The sequence below is a fragment of the Stenotrophomonas sp. 01N47 genome (assembly GCF_056399165.1).
On record NZ_JBFTQU010000006.1, the window covers coordinates 48,195 to 64,052 of the forward strand.

Sequence of the window (15,858 nt, forward strand, 5' to 3'; positions counted from 1 at the left end):
GGTCAGCCCTTTTTTAGCAGACGCGCGTAGAAAAATCCGTCAGCATCGTTTTCACCGGGCAGACGCTGGCGCGCGATACCGTCACAGTCCAGACCAAATGCGTCATCCAGCGCGACCGCTTCCGCATCCGCGTGCCATTTCAGGAAGCCCTTCACCTGATCGACGTTCTCCGCGCGCAGGATCGAGCAGGTGGCATAAAGCAGCACGCCACCTGGGCGCAGCATCGACCAGCAGGCTTCCAGCAACCGGGCCTGGATGCCGACCAGCGCGTCAATGTCTTCCGCCCGCCGATGGAACATCACGTCCGGCTGCCGGCGGATGACGCCGGTGGCCGAGCACGGTGCGTCCAGCAGGATCGCGTCGAACGGAACGCCGTCCCACCATGCCCCCGGATCGCTGGCATCGGCCACCTGCACCTGCGCGCCTTCGCCCACACCGGTACGGGCGAACGTATCCTTGGCGCGCGCCAGACGACGCGCATCGATATCCAGCGCCAGCAATTGCAGGCTGGGGTCACGCTCGAGCAGGTGCGCCGACTTGCCGCCCGGGGCGGCACATGCGTCGAGCACGCGGCTGCCAGTCGGCGGCGCCAGCGCGTCAGCAGCACACTGCGCCGACAGATCCTGCACCGACAGCAGGCCTTCGCCGAAACCGGGCAGCTGGTTCACCGGAACCGGCACGGCCAGCCGCAGCGCATCGGCGCTCAGTGGGCTGGCTTCGGCGGCAATGCCCGCCTCGGCCAAGGCCGCCATCATCTTCTCGCGCCCGCCCTGCTGGCGGTTGGCACGCAGCCAAAGCGGCGCCGGCTGCAGGCTGGCAGCGAAGATCGCCTCGGCCTGTGTCGGCCAGTCGCGCTCGATGGCCTCGGCCAGCCAGACCGGAAATGCGTCGCGTGCCGGTTGTTCGGGGAAGCCCTCGCGCTGGGCCCGTCGCAGGATCGCATTGACCAGACCCGCCTGGCGTTCACGGCCAAGTGCGCGGGCAGCATCGACCGTCGCCGACAGCGCCGCATGGGCGGGCAGTTCCAGCACATCCAGCTGGGCGAAGCCCACCATCAGCAGCGTGCGCAGGTCGGCATCGCGTGCGGACAGCGGCTTCTGCATCCACGCCTGCAGGGCAGCGTCATAGGTGCTGCGACGGCGCAGCACCGCAAAGCACAACGCTTCAAGCAGTGCGCGGTCGCGGGTGTCGGCCAGCTTGGGCAGCGCCCAGGCCAGCTCGGCCTTGAGCGAACGACCGCGGGTGAACACCTGGGCCAGCACGCGCGCCGCCAGCATGCGGGTGGCCGCGCCCGGCGCCGCCTTGGCGATGGAGAAATCGTTTGCCTTGCTCACCCGTCAGACCCCCACGCGCAGGTCACGGCGGGCATTGAGGTAGTCGGCGGCGGTAATCGCCTTGCCGCCCTCCCGCTGCAGTACACGCAGGCGCAGCGCGCCCTGCCCGCAGGCGATATCGATGCCCTCGCGGCCAGCGGCCAGCACCGTGCCCGGCGCTTGGCCATGGGCCACATCCAGCGCCACCGCGCCGTGGATGCGCACGCGCTCACCGGCCAGCAGTGCCTCGGCAATCGGCCAGGGATTGAACGCACGCACCGTGCGCGCCAGCGCTTCGGCGTCCTGCGCCCAGTCCAGTTTTGCCTCGGCCTTGTCCAGCTTGTGCGCGTAAGTCACACCCTGCTCCGGCTGCGGCCGCGCGATCGGCTTGATGCCGGCGCGCAGCAGGCCCAGTCCGTCGGACAGCACCTGTGCGCCGAGCTCGGCCAGCTTGTCGTGCAGCTGGCCACCGGTATCGGTGGCGGCGATGGGTAGTTCCTGGTGCAGGAGCACCGGGCCCGTATCCAGGCCAGCTTCCATCTGCATCAGGCAGATGCCGGTCTTGTCGTCACCGGCCTGGATGGCACGCTGGATCGGTGCAGCACCGCGCCAGCGCGGCAACAGCGAACCATGCACGTTCCAGCAACCATGGCTCGGAATGGTCAGTACCGCCTTGGGCAGGATCAAGCCATAGGCCACCACCACCATCAGGTCCGGCTGCAGGGCACGCAGCTGCTGCTGGGCCACCTCGTCCTTCAGCGTTTCCGGCTGGTACACGGGGATGCCGCGGGCGACCGCTTCCAGCTTGACCGGCGAAGGCGCCAACCCACGGCCGCGACCGGCCGGGCGATCAGGCTGCGTATAGACAGCCACCACCTCGTGATGACGCGCGGCCGCGCGCAGCGACGACACCGCGAATTCCGGCGTACCGGCAAAGACAATCCTCATGGCAACCCCACTTGCAGGATGAAATCGTGCAGGAAAAAAAACGGCGCCGTCGGCCGGCGCCATGCAGCCCGCGCGTCACGCGCAGGCGCGGGCCACCCCGAAGGGCGGCCCACAACAGCCATCACGCCACGTGCTTGCGCTGTTTGGCCAGCTTCTTGCGGACCATCTCGCGCTTCAGCGGCGACAGGTAGTCGATGAACAGCTTGCCGTCCAGATGGTCCATCTCGTGCTGCACGCAGACCGCCAGCAGGCCGTCGGTGCTCAACTCCTGCGGCTGCCCCTGGCGGTCCAGGAACTTGACGGTGATGGTGTCGGCACGGGTCACGTCAGCGAAGATGCCAGGCACCGACAGGCAGCCTTCCTGGTACACCTGGCCCCCGTCCTTGGCGACGATTTCCGGGTTGATGAAGACGCGCGGCTCGTTCTTTTCTTCGCTTACGTCGATGACCATGAAGCGCTGGTGCACGTCCACCTGGCTGGCAGCCAGGCCGATGCCCGGGGCGTCGTACATGGTCTCGAACATGTTGTCGAGCAGCTCCTGGAACGCCGGCGTGGTCACTTCGGCGGCATCGATCAACGCAGCCTTGGTACGCAGGCGCGGATCGGGGAACTCAAGGATGGGGAGTAAAGCCATGGCAGTTTCCGGGGTTGGGGCCGGGTTACGCCGGCATACGTCGCAGATTCTAGCTCCAACGCTTGCCTTGCGCCCCGGTTTCTGGACTATAGTGCGCGAACCTGTTGGGGAATCAGGGCTTCACACCTATGTTGCTTCGTTTTCGTACGGTCGTCGCCGCGGCGATGCTGACCGTGGCTGCCTATGCTACCGCCGTGGAAGTGAATGGCGGGCACCCGGACACCTATGTGGTCCGCAAAGGGGACACCCTGTGGGATATCGCAGGACGTTTCCTGCAGAAACCATGGCTGTGGCCGGAGATCTGGCAGGCCAATCCGCAGGTCGCCAATCCACACCTGATCTATCCCGGTGACGTCCTCAGCCTGGCCTACCTGGACCGTGTAACGGCCCAGCCCGGTCCGCGCCAGGAAGCCCCGGTCACCGGCGTGCCGCTGGCACAGGTGGAACCGTTCCTGAAACAGCTCAGCGTGGTCGACAGCATCGAGCAGCTGCCGTACGTGGTCGCGCTGGAAGACAACCGCCTGCGCGCCACCGGTGGGCAGACCGCCTATGTGCGCCTGGCCGACGCCCAGACCGGGCAGCGCTGGGCCGTGGTCCGCCCGACCGTGCGCTACGCCCAGCCCAAGCCCACCGAGGACCTGACCGCCAATGGCGATGTCACCCCGGGCAGCGGCAACCTCTGGAAGGCCTTCAGCGCGCCCAACCACCGCCGTGGCGTACTGGGTTACGAGCTGGCACAGGTCGGCACCGGCACCATCACCAAGGTGGCTGGCGGCAAGACCGAAGCGTCGACCCTGGTCCTGGACAACGCCAGTGGCGGCCGTGAAGTGCGTGCCGGCGACCGTCTGGTGCCGGTCGAGGCCACGCCGTACGACCTGCAGTTCTTCCCGCATGTGCCCGCAGCCGGCGTGGAAGGCGTGGATGTGCGCGTACTGGCAGTCACCGACATGTTCAGCACCGGCGGCCCGCGCGATGTGATCGCGATTTCGGCTGGCCGCGCCCAGGGCGTGGACAACGGCACCGTGTTCTCGCTGTGGCGCCATGGCAGCCACGTGGCGCACCGGATGAAGTTCCCGGGGTCCTCGCGCATGGACGATTCGGTCAGCACTGGCGCCGGCCGGGTCAGCCTGCCGGATGAGTACGCCGCGCATGCCATGGTCTTCCGCACCTTCGACAACGTCAGCTATGCGTTGGTGATGCAAGGTGTGAAGCCGGTGCGTGTGGGCTACAGCGCGCTGCATCCGGACGCGAAATGAGCCAGCGCCGGGCCCCGCCCGGCCTCGGCAGGGAGTGCCGGCCGCATCGGCCGGCAACCTCCGGGATACTCTGACAGCGATACGCGAAGGCGCCCTAGGGCGCCTTTATTGCGTGAAGCCGATAGTCGGGGGATGACTGAACATGTACATGAGGCGCTGCTGCGCCTGTTGATCGCGGGGGGAGGCCTGGCACCCAGGCGCGCCCTGTTGCAGACCGCCGGCAATGCGGATGCAGCGCTGGCGCTGGGCGTTGCAGGCTGGCGAGCCCACGGTTGCACGCCGGAACAATGCGCTGCGCTGCAGCGTCCCGATACCCGCGCCCTCGCACTTGCGCAGCGCTGGCTGCAGCAGCCAGATCATCATCTGCTGGCCTGCAACGATCCGGCCTTCCCGCCCCTCCTTCTTGATGCACCCAACCCGCCCTTGGCCCTGTTCGTTGCCGGGGATCCAGCCATCGCCTGGCGCCCCGCGGTGGCCCTGGTCGGCAGTCGTTCACCCACTCCTGCCGGTCGCGCCCTCGCCGCCCGGTTTGCCACCTGTTTCGTCGAGGCCGGGCTGGCGGTGACCAGTGGATTGGCGGCGGGCATCGATGCGGCCGCCCACCAGGCGGCGCTGGACGCAGGCGGCTGCACCCTCGCGGTGATCGGCACCGGCCCGGACCGCGCCTATCCCACCAGCCATGCCCGCCTGCAGGCAACAATCGCTACCGAAGGCGCAGTGCTCAGCGAGTACCTGCCAGGCACGCCCGCACGGCCGGGCCACTTCCCCGCGCGCAACCGGCTGGTGGCCGGGCTGACCCTGGCCACTGTGGTGGTCGAGGCCGCGCAACGTTCGGGCGCCCTGATCACCGCCCGGCTGGCAGCCGAAGCCGGCCGCGAGGTCTGCGCGATACCCGGTTCGGTGCTCAATCCACGCGCCGCCGGCTGCCACCGGCTCATCCGTGAAGGGGTTGCCCTGGTCGAACGTCCCGAGGAAGTGCTGGAACTGCTGGCCCCGGCATTGCGTCACCAGCTTCCGGGCTTGCAAACCCGGCTTGCCACCCCCACTGAACAGGCAGCGCCGGCGGACCTGCCGGCTTGCTGGGCGAACGACGCTGACTACCAGCGCTTGTGGCAGGCGCTGGGGCACGACCCAATCAGTATGGATTCACTGATCACGCACTGTGGATTGACGGCGTCGGAGGTGTCCTCCATGCTGCTGGCCATGGAACTTGCGGGGATCGTGGTGTGCGTACACGGCCGCTACTGTCGACGTCCCTAGTTTCTTCACCTCCACAGCGTCGCGCGACGCAGGCCGAGGGGCAATGAAAGAGAGCATCCTGGATGTACTGTTGTACCTGTTTGAACACTATTTCAGCGAAGATGCGGACCTGATCCGTGACCGCGACTCACTGCAGAATGGCCTGATCCAGGCCGGTTTCAGCCCCACTGAGATCAACAAGGCATTCGAATGGCTCGATGCCCTGGCGGCGCAGCGCCCAAGCGCGGCCCAGGCCCGGGTCGATGGCCCGGTGCGCATCTATCACGGCCCGGAGCTGGACAAGCTTGATGTGGAATGCCGTGGTTTCCTGCTGTACCTGGAACAGCACGGCATCCTCGATGCCGGCCAGCGCGAGCTGGTGCTGGACCGGGCAATGGCCCTGGACCAGGACGAACTGGACCTGGACGACCTGAAATGGGTGGTGCTGATGGTGCTGTTCAACCAGCCCGGCGCCGAGGCGGCCTACGCCTGGATGGAAACGCAGATGTTCGTGGACGAGCCAGAACCCCTGCACTGACCGTACACTTGGGGGCCGTGCGCATTCAGGAGCGTCCCCCGTGAGTGAGTGGTTCCATGCCGAAGGCAACCGCCAGCAAGGCCCGTTGCCCTCGGAACAGTTGATCGAGCTGTTCCGTAGCAACCAGATCACCCTGGACACCCTGGTCTGGCGCGACGGCTTGCCGCAATGGCAGCCGTTGCGCAACGTGGTCGACGAACTGGGCCTGATCGTGCCCGCTGTTGATGCAGCCGCCACTGTCGCTGTGGCGCCGCCACCTCCTGCCGCTCCTCTGCCGCCAACCCTGCCACCTGCGTCGCCCTACGCGACCACGCCGATGGACGCTGCACCGGCCGCGAAGAAGGGCCTGTCCGGCTGCGCGTTGACCGCCATCATCGGTGGCGTTGCCCTGCTGGTGGTGGTGCCGATCCTGGCCATCCTGGCGGCCATCGCCCTGCCGGCCTACAACGACTACACCATCAAGGCCAAGGTCGCCGGCGCGATCACGGCGCTGCAGCCGCTGAAGGACAAGGTCCAGCATTTCGCCGATGACCAGGGCCGTTGCCCGGGCGCCAACGACGCTGGCTTCCCGGCCGCGGACGAATTCGCAGGCCAGGGCCTGTCGGCCGTGCATATCGGCCGCTTCAACAATGGTCACTGCGGCATCGAAGCAACGCTGGCGGTTCCGGGCAAGAGCCAGGACGGCGACCTGCTGTGGCTCGAGTACGACCGTGACAGCGGGCGCTGGGAATGCAGCGGCGAAAGCGACGACAAGTATCTGCCCACGCAATGCCACGGCTGAGCCGCGCATCGGGCAAACCCACCAAGGACGACCCAACAGGGGACATGCAATGACTGAGTGGTACTACGCCGAAGGACAGCAACGCCAAGGCCCGTTGGAGATCACCGAGATCCGCCAGCGTTTCCAGCGCGGCCAGTTGACCCTGGACACCCTGGTCTGGCGCGAAGGCATGGGACAGTGGGCACCGCTGCGGCAGATGGTGGACGAACTGGGCCTGCAGACCCTGGCCGATGCCAGCACCTCCACCGCCACCGGTGGCTTCGACCTGCGCAACGACTACGCCGCGATCGACAACGGCACCGCGCCACTGCCGGGCACCGGCGCCCTCAGCAGCTCGCCGTACACTGCGCCCGGCGCAGGTGGTGGTGACTATTCGCAGCCGGTGCAGGGTGGCGAAGTGGTCTACGCGGGTTTCTGGAAGCGCTTTGCCGCCTACCTGATCGACTATTTCGTCCTGCTGATTCCCAGCGGCGTGGTCGGTGGCGTGCTGGGCTTCGTGCTCGGCGCCGGCATGGGGGCGACCGGCAGCGGCGAAACAGCGGTGGAAGTGGTTACCCAGCTGATCAGTGGCCTGGCTGGCCTGTTCATCGCCGCCGCCTACTACGGCTGGTTCCATGCCTCCCGTGGCGGCGCCACCCTCGGCAAGATGGCCATCGGCATCAAGGTCGTGCGCGGCAACGGCGATCGCCTGACCCTGGGCCGCAGCATCGGCCGCTACTTCGCCACCATCCTCAGTGGCCTGACCCTCTGCATCGGCTACCTGATGGCCGCCTTCACCGAGCGCAAGCAGGGCCTGCATGACCTCATCTGCGACACCGTAGTGGTCGACCGCTGGGCCTATACCGACCAGCCGCAGCTGCAGCGCCGCGAGATGGGCACGGTGACCATCGTGATCCTGGTGCTGGGCGGCCTGCTGATGCTGGCCGGTTTCGCCGCGATCATCTTCGCCGTCGGCGTCATCGCCAACATGGCGTCGTGATCGCGGATCGAGGGCCAATGCGCCGTCGCGGACGGCCATCCTCACGCCTCCCTGCTTGACAACGGCAGGCCGGGCGTGATTCCTCTAATAAGGTGAAACCTGAACGCCCGGCACAGTCCCGGGCGTTCAGTTTATTGATTTGCCCGTGGCCGCTTCACTAATGCGGCCGTTTGCTCCACCCTAGCGGCCCTTCCCCGCGGCTTACCCACAGACCCTGCTGCCATGCCCAAGCACCTGCTCATCGTTGAATCGCCGGCCAAAGCCAAGACGATCAACAAATACCTCGGCAAGGACTACACGGTCCTGGCCTCGTATGGGCACGTGCGTGACCTGATCCCGAAGGAAGGCGCGGTTGACCCGGACAACGGGTTCGCCATGCATTACGACGTGATCGAGAAGAACGAAAAGCATGTCGATGCGATCGCCAAGGCCGCAAAGGGCGCCGACGACATCCTGCTGGCGACCGATCCGGATCGCGAGGGTGAAGCGATCAGCTGGCATATCGCCGAGATCCTGAAAGAGCGCGGGCTGGTCAAGGACAAGCCGATGCAGCGCGTGGTCTTCACCGAGATCACCCCGCGCGCGATCAAGGAAGCCATCAGCCAGCCGCGCGAGATCGCCAGCGACCTGGTCGATGCCCAGCAGGCGCGCCGCGCGCTGGACTACCTGGTCGGCTTCAACCTGTCGCCGGTGCTGTGGCGCAAGGTCCAGCGTGGCCTGTCAGCAGGCCGCGTGCAGAGCCCGGCGCTGCGCATGATCGTCGAGCGCGAAGAAGAGATCGAAGCCTTCATCGCCCGCGAGTATTGGTCGATCGCCGCCGAGTGCGCGCATCCCTCGCAGCACTTCAACGCCAAGCTGATCAAGCTGGACGGACAGAAGTTCGAGCAGTTCACCGTCACCGACGGCGACACCGCCGAGGCCGCCCGCCTGCGCATCCAGCAGGCTGCACAGGGCGCCCTGCATGTCACCGACGTGGCCAGCAAGGAGCGCAAGCGCCGCCCCGCGCCGCCGTTCACCACCTCCACGCTGCAGCAGGAAGCCTCGCGCAAGCTCGGCTTCACCACGCGCAAGACCATGCAGGTTGCGCAGAAGCTGTACGAAGGCGTGGACATCGGCGGCGACGAAGGCACGGTCGGCCTGATCTCGTACATGCGTACCGACTCGGTGAACCTGTCGCAGGATGCGCTGGCCGAAATCCGCGACGTGATCGCCCGTGATTACGGCATCGCCTCGCTGCCCGACCAGCCCAACACCTACCAGACCAAGTCCAAGAACGCCCAGGAAGCGCACGAAGCCGTGCGTCCGACCTCGGCATTGCGTACCCCGGCCCAGGTCGCGCGGTTCCTGACCGACGACGAGCGCAAGCTGTACGAGCTGATCTGGAAGCGTGCAGTGGCCTGCCAGATGATCCCGGCCACGCTCAACACCGTCAGCGTGGATCTGTCGGCCGGCAGCGAACACGTGTTCCGCGCCAGCGGCACCACGGTGGTGGTGCCCGGCTTCCTGGCCGTGTACGAGGAAGGCAAGGACAGCAAGACCGCCGAGGATGACGACGAAGGCCGCAAGCTGCCGGCGATGAAGCCGGGCGACCGGGTGCCGCTGGAGCGCATCGTGGCCGACCAGCACTTCACCCAGCCGCCGCCGCGCTTTACCGAAGCGGCACTGGTGAAGGCGCTGGAAGAGTACGGCATCGGTCGTCCTTCGACCTACGCCTCGATCATCCAGACCCTGCTGTTCCGCAAGTACGTGGAAATGGAAGGCCGCAGCTTCCGCCCGTCCGATGTTGGCCGTGCGGTGTCCAAATTCCTGTCCAGCCACTTCACCCAGTACGTCGACTACGACTTCACCGCCAAGCTGGAAGACGAGCTCGATGCCGTCTCGCGCGGCGAGGAAGAGTGGATTCCGCTGATGTCGCGCTTCTGGGGACCGTTCAAGGAACTGGTCGAAGACAAGAAGGAATCGGTCGACCGTGCCGAGGCCAGTGGTGCGCGCGAACTGGGTACCGACCCGAAGACCGGCAAGCCGGTCAGCGTGCGCCTGGGCCGGTTCGGGCCGTACGCGGCCATCGGCAGCACCGCCGAGGACGCCGAGGACAAGCCCAAGTTCGCTTCGCTGCGGCCGGGCCAGTCGATGCACACCATTTCCCTGGAAGACGCGCTGGAGCTGTTCCTGATGCCGCGCGCGCTGGGTGAGGACAAGGGCGAGGACGTCAGCGTCGGCATCGGCCGCTTCGGCCCGTTCGCCAAGCGCGGCAGCACCTACGCCTCGCTGAAGAAGGAAGACGACCCGTACACCATCGACCTGGCCCGCGCCGTGTTCCTGATCGAAGAGAAGGAAGAAATCGCGCGCAACCGGATCATCAAGGAGTTCGAGGGCAGCGACATCCAGGTGCTGAACGGTCGCTTCGGCCCGTACATCAGCGACGGCAAGATGAACGGCAAGATCCCCAAGGATCGTGAACCGGCATCGCTGACCCTGGCCGAAGTGCAGCAGTTGATGGAAGAGACCGGCAAGCCGGTGCGCAAGGGCTTCGGCGCCAAGAAGGCTGCCGCCAAGAAGGCCCCGGCAAAGAAGGCGGCAGTGAAGAAGGAAGCCGCGCCGAAGAAGGCCGCTGCCAAGAAGGCACCGGCAAAGAAGGCGGCTGCGAAGAAGGCCGTGGCCAAGAAGGCACCGGCAAAGAAGGCCGTCAAGAAGGCTGCCAAGTAGATCCACGCCATGCGTGGATGAGGTGCCAAGGTGTGCGGACCAACGGTCCGCACCCACCGCTCCACCCGTTGTGCACGCAGCGGGGGGATAATGAAGGCCCACGCCGGGCCCGGTCGCCGCCATGAAAGAACTCACGCTGGACACCGCAGTCGCCACGCTCCGCAGTGGCGGGGTGATCGCCTACCCGACCGAAGCAGTCTGGGGCCTGGGTTGCGACCCTTCGCATGAGGCAGCGGTACACCTGCTGCTGCGGCTGAAGCAGCGCCCGATCGAGAAAGGCATGATCCTGGTGGCTGCGGAACTGTCGCAACTGCAGGGCTGGGTGCGCCTGCAGGCCCTGCCCGATGCACGCCAGCGTGCGGTGCTTGCCAGCTGGCCTGGCGCCAACACCTGGATCCTGCCCGCCGGCACCCGCGCCCCCGGCTGGATCACCGGCGAACACAGCGGCATCGCGGTACGCATCAGCGCCCACCCGCTGGTCGCAGCGCTGTGCCAAGCCTGGGGTGGCCCCCTGGTATCAACCAGCGCCAACCTTGCCGGCGAGCCCCCCGCGCGCAGCCGCGAAGAACTGGACCCACGCCTGCTGCGCCTGCTCGACGGCATCCTCGATGGGCAGACCGGCGGCCTGGCCCAACCCACGCCGATCCGCGATGCGCTCAGTGGCAACGTACTGCGCTCCTGACAGGTCGATTGCGTCGGCGTTGCCGATCGCGCACGCTGCGCCCATGACCCTGCTGCGCCCTGCCCTGTCTCTGGCCCTGCTGCTGTCGTTGCCGGCGCTTGCCGCCGACGACGTGCGGGTCTATCGCTGCGTCGGCAGCAATGGTGCCGTCGCCCTGCAGGACAAACCCTGCACGGCCGGCCGCCAGCAAGTGCGCGACCTGCAACGGCCGCGCGACCCGCCGCCACGGGTGGTCAGCACCGAGGCCGCACCGCCCGCACCGGTGCAGACGCCACCGATGCGCGAGCGCGAGGTGCGCCATGTCTACATCCAGCCGCCACAGCCGATGTACGAATGCGTGAGTGAAGACGGCGACCGCTACACCAGCGACAACAACGAAGGAAATCCGCGCTGGGTACCGCTGTGGACCACGGTCTGGTATCCGCATGGTCATCTTGGTGGCGGGCGACCCGGACCGCATCCAGGGCCACGCCCGGCCAGCAGTGGCACCACCATCGATGCCTCCATCGGTGGGGGACCACCGGTGTATCGCCCGCCGTCAGTGGGCGTCGGTGTCAACGTGCCTGCCGGCAACATCCTGGTGCGCGATACCTGCCACGCCCTGCCCCCGCAGGAAGTGTGCGCACGCCTGCGTGATCGTCGCTGGGAACTGGACCGGCGCTACAACAGCGCGCTGCAGAGCGAGCGCACCGCGATCAGCAAGGAGCAGCGTGGCATCGACGCGCGGCTGGCGCAGGACTGCGGCGGCTGAGCCCCACGCTGGGGACGGTACCTCCTCTTTGGTAGATGCCCACCCTGGTGGGCACTGGCAAACAGCGGTGCCAACCAAGGTTGGCAACTACCAGGGCATGTGCCACCGCTGTAGGCTGATCGCATGAAAAGACTGATCTGGCTGGCCATGGGCCTGTTGCCCGGCAACGCGTTGGCCGACGACATGGTGATCTACCGCTGCATGGGCAGCAGCGATGTTCCTACGTTGCAACGCACCCCCTGCCCCGCCGGCACCCGGCAGGAAATCCAGCGTGTCCCGGCGCCTTCGCCGACGGCGCCGATCGTACCGGTGCAGAACAGCCCCGCTCCGCCGCCTGCAGCGATGCCGTCCGTGGACGCCGCCGCCGAGCCTGCCGCGACGCAGCCACGTGAGGGCCGCACGATCATGGAAGCACGCATGGTCGAGCACGAAGGCGGCGACGCCATCCTCGACAGCGCGATGCTGCCACGGTCGACCGACGCCACGGCGGTGGATGGCAGCGTGCCACCGAAGCCTCCGCTGCCGACGATCTTCCAGTGCATCGACACGCAGGGCGGTTCCTACCTGCATGAGTACGAGGCTGCACCAGGCCGCTGCGAACTGTTGAACGTGCAGGGCCTGGGCGGAGCGACACCGGTGAACGCCGCCAGTTGCGAGGTGGTCAGGGACCGCTGCACTGAAGTGGCCGAAGCGCAGCGCTGCGGCAGCTGGCAGCAGCGCTTCCGCGATGCACGCGGTCGCGAGCGCTTTGCTGCGCCCGAAAACCAACCGGCAGCGCGCGGCGAACGCGAACGCCTGCAGGCCGTGCTGGAAGCCAGCGACTGCCCCGTGCCGAAGTAGAGCATCCACGCCCGCCGTGGATGCCGATTCGCAGCGGGTGGTCCCGTCAGAACCCGTATCGCAGGAAGCCGCCATCCACCGCGATGCATTCGCCGGTGACATAGCTCGATGCCGGCAGGCACAGGAAGCCCACGGCCGAGGCCACTTCCTCCGGCTCACCGATGCGCCGCATCGGCGTGCGTCCGATCACTTCCTCGTAGTAGTCGGTATCGGACAGCGGGCCGGACGTGCGACGGGTCCGGATGTACCACGGCGCTACTGCATTGACCCGGATGCCGTCCTCGGCCCACTCCACCGCGAGGTTGCGGGTCATCTGGTGCATCGCCGCCTTGGTCATGCCATAGACCACGCCGCTGCGCACATGGGTCAGGCCAGACACGCTGCCGACGTTGACGATGGCCGATGAAGCGTGGCGCGCGAGCAACGGATGCGCATAGCGCGACAGTTCGAACGCCGAGAACAGATTGGTCTCGAAAATGCCGCGCCACTCGTCTTCGGAATACTCCGTGGCGGGCTTGGTGATGTTGCCACCGGCATTGTTGACCAGGATGTGGAGGCCGTCGGCGTGGTCCTCGACCCAGTCCAGGATCTGCCGGCGATCTTCGTCGTCGGACACATCGGCGGCCAAGGCGTGCACCTGGTGCTGAGGATACACATCCAGCAGTTCGTCGCGGGCACTCTCCAACATGTCCAGGTCGCGGCCGACGATCATCAGATCGGCGCCGAGACCGGCCAGTTCATGCGCGATCGCCAGGCCGATACCGGCGCTGGCACCGGTGATCAGGGCCGTCTGCCCATCCAGGCGCCACCGTTGCTGGGTCATATGTCCTCCGGGGCCGCGCCCACTGTGTTTCGATGCGGCAAGGATACGCGCTCACGACCGTCCGCCGCCCGGGATGCGACACTGACTGCACGTCCCTCGTGGAGAGCTGCCATGCGCGTCCTGATTCCCGTTCTGCTGTCGGCCGCACTGCTGGCCGGGTGCCAGCGTCCCGCACCGCCGAATCCGGAACGACCACCGGAACCGCAGGCATTGGCCAAGGCAGTCAATCAACCACTGGACCGCGCCAAAGGCGTGCAGAAGACCCTGGACGAGGCGGCCGAACGGGAGCGCAAGGCAGAGGCCGACGCGCAGTAGATGCCCGCATACAACAACGCCCGGCCAAGGCCGGGCGTTGTGCGTTCAGTAGTTCCACGCCATGCGTGGACATTCCCAGTAGATCCACGCCATGCGTGGATGGGCCATCAGAACCCGCAGAAGCAATACGCCAGCGACTTCACCGGTGCACCGTTGCCCTTCTCGCGGGCCGCATTCTCAACGAAGCGCAGCTGCGTATCGATTTCCGGCATCGTGCGCGCCAGCATCATCCGGCCCACGCCGGAATCGGCCAGCATCCAGGCGCCGGCGTGGCTGCCAGCGAAGCCGCTGACGAACTGCGCGAACGGCGTCGCCGCCTTCTCGATGTAACGCACGCGGTACTTGTCGGTCGCGCCCAGCTTGGCCCGGCCAGCAGCGTCAGCCACGGCGTCCTTCAGGCCACCGAAGGCATCGACCAGACCGCGCTCCTTGGCCTGCGCACCGCTCCAGACACGTCCACGGGCTACTTCGTCGATTGCCTCGACCGGCTTCTTGCGGGCCTCGGCAACACGGCCGGTGAAATCGGCATAACCCTTGTTGATCACCGACTGGATGACCTGGCCCACCGCCGGGTCCATCGGCCGGGTGACGTCGAAGGCACCGGCGAAACGGGTGGTGCCGACGCCATCGGTGTGCACGCCGAACTTGTCCAGCGCACGGCTGAAGTTGGGGATCATGCCGAAGATGCCGATCGAACCGGTGATGGTCGACGGATCGGCATAGATGCGATCGGCGTTCATGCTGATCCAGTAACCGCCGGACGCAGCGAGGTCACCCATGGACACCACCACCGGCTTGCCGGCAGCCTGCAGTGCCACCACTTCGCGACGGATCTGCTCGGAGGCGTAGACTTCGCCACCCGGCGAATCCACGCGCAGCACCACGGCCTTGACGTCGTCATCGTCGCGGGCCGCACGCAGCAGCGCCGAGGTCGATTCACCACCGATACGGCCGGCCGGCAGATCGCCGCCGCTGATTTCACCGGAGGCCACGATGACCGCGACCTGCGGACGCGAATCAACCGGGTTGCGGCGCGCATCGAGCTGGGCCATGTAGGTGCCGAAATCGATGTTGCGGAAACCACCGTCGGCGTCTTCGTCGGCCACGCCGCGCTCGATCATCAGATCCTCGAATTCCTCGCGGGTCTTCAGCGCCGTAACCAGCTTCTGCTGCAGGGCGAACTTGGCCAGGTCGCCGCCGGCGGCAGCGACGCCTTCAGGCAGGGTGTCGATGCCGGCCGCCAGCTGTGCCGGATCCAGGCGGCGGGCCTTGGCGATATCGCCGAGGTAGCGCTGCCACACATCGTTCATCCAGAACAGATCGGCTTCCTTGGACGCCGGCGACGCCGCGTCGAGCACGTACGGCTCGGCGGCCGACTTGTACTCGCCCACCTTGAACAGGTGCACGTCCACGCCCAGCTTGTCCTGCAGGCCGGTGCGGAAATACTGGCGGTAGCGGCCCAGGCCTTCCAGCACCACCGACCCCATCGGGTCCAGGTAGACCTCGTCAGCCTGTGCGGCCAGCAGATACTGCGACTGCCCCATGCTCTCGCTGAAGGCAACCAGTTGCTTGCCCGAGGCGCGCAGGTCCTGCAGCGCAGCGGACACTTCGCGCAGCGAGGCGAAACCGGACGGCTGCAGCTTGTCCAGTTCCAGCACCACCCGCTCGATCTTCTTGTCGTCGCGCGCGTTCTCGATCACCCGGATCAGATCGCGCAGCTGCACTTCCTCGGCGCCGTTGTCACCGACGGCCTTGGCCAGCGCGCGACTGACCGGATCGGCGCTGTATTGCTCGACCAGGCGGCCTTCCGGCGCGATCACCAGGGTGGTGCGGTCCTGCAGCGCCTTGCTGGCGCCAGCACCCATGCCCGCAGCGACGATGAACATCACCAGCACCAGCAGCAACAGGCCGAAGAACACCAAGTTGAGGATCAACCGGCGGGTGAAATTCATCACGTCCCACAGCCCGATGAAGAAGCTGGCGACTGGATTGCGGTTCGCCGGGGGCAGCGGCGGCACGGGTTGGTTCATGGAGCACTCCGGATGGCTTCTTG

15 protein-coding genes are annotated in these 15,858 nt (G+C 66.9%); 10 read left to right on the forward strand and 5 right to left on the reverse strand.

Annotation, left to right across the window (positions count from 1 at the left end):
* Window positions 1–2: 2 nt before the first annotated feature.
* The 3 genes from rsmB to def all read right to left on the reverse strand — a co-directional run bounded on the left by rsmB (window position 3) and on the right by def (window position 2,895).
* Window positions 3–1,334: a 16S rRNA (cytosine(967)-C(5))-methyltransferase RsmB gene (gene rsmB / locus AC1DKR_RS13750; protein WP_478033266.1), complete on the reverse strand. Its 1,332-nt coding sequence runs from the start codon at window positions 1,332–1,334 to the stop codon at window positions 3–5.
* Window positions 1,335–1,337: 3 nt separating this feature from the next.
* Window positions 1,338–2,261, reverse strand: coding sequence for a methionyl-tRNA formyltransferase (gene fmt / locus AC1DKR_RS13755; RefSeq protein WP_478033267.1), 924 nt, complete (start codon window positions 2,259–2,261; stop codon window positions 1,338–1,340).
* A 121-nt stretch (window positions 2,262–2,382) separates the two neighbouring features.
* Window positions 2,383–2,895, reverse strand: coding sequence for a peptide deformylase (gene def / locus AC1DKR_RS13760; protein ID WP_154881125.1), 513 nt, complete (start codon window positions 2,893–2,895; stop codon window positions 2,383–2,385).
* A 128-nt stretch (window positions 2,896–3,023) separates the two neighbouring features.
* Here def and AC1DKR_RS13765 point away from each other — a divergent pair, with 128 nt between their 5' ends.
* The 9 genes from AC1DKR_RS13765 to AC1DKR_RS13805 all read left to right on the forward strand — a co-directional run bounded on the left by AC1DKR_RS13765 (window position 3,024) and on the right by AC1DKR_RS13805 (window position 12,667).
* Window positions 3,024–4,151, forward strand: coding sequence for a LysM peptidoglycan-binding domain-containing protein (locus AC1DKR_RS13765; protein ID WP_223496792.1), 1,128 nt, complete (start codon window positions 3,024–3,026; stop codon window positions 4,149–4,151).
* A 132-nt stretch (window positions 4,152–4,283) separates the two neighbouring features.
* The gene (gene dprA, locus AC1DKR_RS13770) at window positions 4,284–5,411 is read left to right on the forward strand and encodes a DNA-processing protein DprA (RefSeq protein ID WP_223496794.1); all 1,128 of its coding nucleotides are present in this window, start codon (window positions 4,284–4,286) and stop codon (window positions 5,409–5,411) included.
* Between the two features lie 43 nt (window positions 5,412–5,454).
* Window positions 5,455–5,928, forward strand: coding sequence for a DUF494 family protein (locus tag AC1DKR_RS13775; RefSeq protein WP_025879062.1), 474 nt, complete (start codon window positions 5,455–5,457; stop codon window positions 5,926–5,928).
* A gap of 40 nt (window positions 5,929–5,968) precedes the next feature.
* Window positions 5,969–6,709 carry a GYF domain-containing protein gene (locus AC1DKR_RS13780; RefSeq protein WP_447945625.1) on the forward strand — a complete coding sequence of 247 codons (741 nt, stop codon included), beginning with the start codon at window positions 5,969–5,971 and terminating at the stop codon, window positions 6,707–6,709.
* Between the two features lie 49 nt (window positions 6,710–6,758).
* Window positions 6,759–7,688, forward strand: a complete 930-nt coding sequence (locus AC1DKR_RS13785; RefSeq protein WP_312787211.1) for an RDD family protein — start codon at window positions 6,759–6,761, stop codon at window positions 7,686–7,688.
* Window positions 7,689–7,910: 222 nt separating this feature from the next.
* Entirely contained in the window at window positions 7,911–10,394 is a 2,484-nt protein-coding gene (locus tag AC1DKR_RS13790) for a DNA topoisomerase I (RefSeq protein ID WP_478033268.1), read from the forward strand.
* 121 nt (window positions 10,395–10,515) lie between these two features.
* Complete coding sequence (gene tsaC, locus AC1DKR_RS13795; protein ID WP_108266987.1) at window positions 10,516–11,076, forward strand: L-threonylcarbamoyladenylate synthase type 1 TsaC; 561 nt, start codon at window positions 10,516–10,518, stop codon at window positions 11,074–11,076.
* 43 nt (window positions 11,077–11,119) lie between these two features.
* Window positions 11,120–11,827, forward strand: a complete 708-nt coding sequence (locus AC1DKR_RS13800; RefSeq protein WP_478033269.1) for a DUF4124 domain-containing protein — start codon at window positions 11,120–11,122, stop codon at window positions 11,825–11,827.
* 123 nt (window positions 11,828–11,950) lie between these two features.
* Complete coding sequence (locus tag AC1DKR_RS13805; RefSeq protein ID WP_312787124.1) at window positions 11,951–12,667, forward strand: hypothetical protein; 717 nt, start codon at window positions 11,951–11,953, stop codon at window positions 12,665–12,667.
* Between the two features lie 46 nt (window positions 12,668–12,713).
* On the opposite strand, the gene AC1DKR_RS13810 is transcribed toward AC1DKR_RS13805, so the two are convergent.
* Window positions 12,714–13,490 carry an SDR family oxidoreductase gene (locus AC1DKR_RS13810; protein ID WP_025879399.1) on the reverse strand — a complete coding sequence of 259 codons (777 nt, stop codon included), beginning with the start codon at window positions 13,488–13,490 and terminating at the stop codon, window positions 12,714–12,716.
* 111 nt (window positions 13,491–13,601) lie between these two features.
* Between AC1DKR_RS13810 and AC1DKR_RS13815 the strand changes: the two genes are divergently transcribed.
* Entirely contained in the window at window positions 13,602–13,805 is a 204-nt protein-coding gene (locus AC1DKR_RS13815) for a hypothetical protein (RefSeq protein WP_312109868.1), read from the forward strand.
* Window positions 13,806–13,912: 107 nt separating this feature from the next.
* Here AC1DKR_RS13815 and sppA read toward each other — a convergent pair whose 3' ends face one another.
* Window positions 13,913–15,835 (reverse strand): signal peptide peptidase SppA, encoded by a 1,923-nt coding sequence (gene sppA / locus AC1DKR_RS13820; RefSeq protein ID WP_089237192.1) that lies wholly within the window; start codon window positions 15,833–15,835, stop codon window positions 13,913–13,915.
* Between the last annotated feature and the right edge of the window lie 23 nt (window positions 15,836–15,858).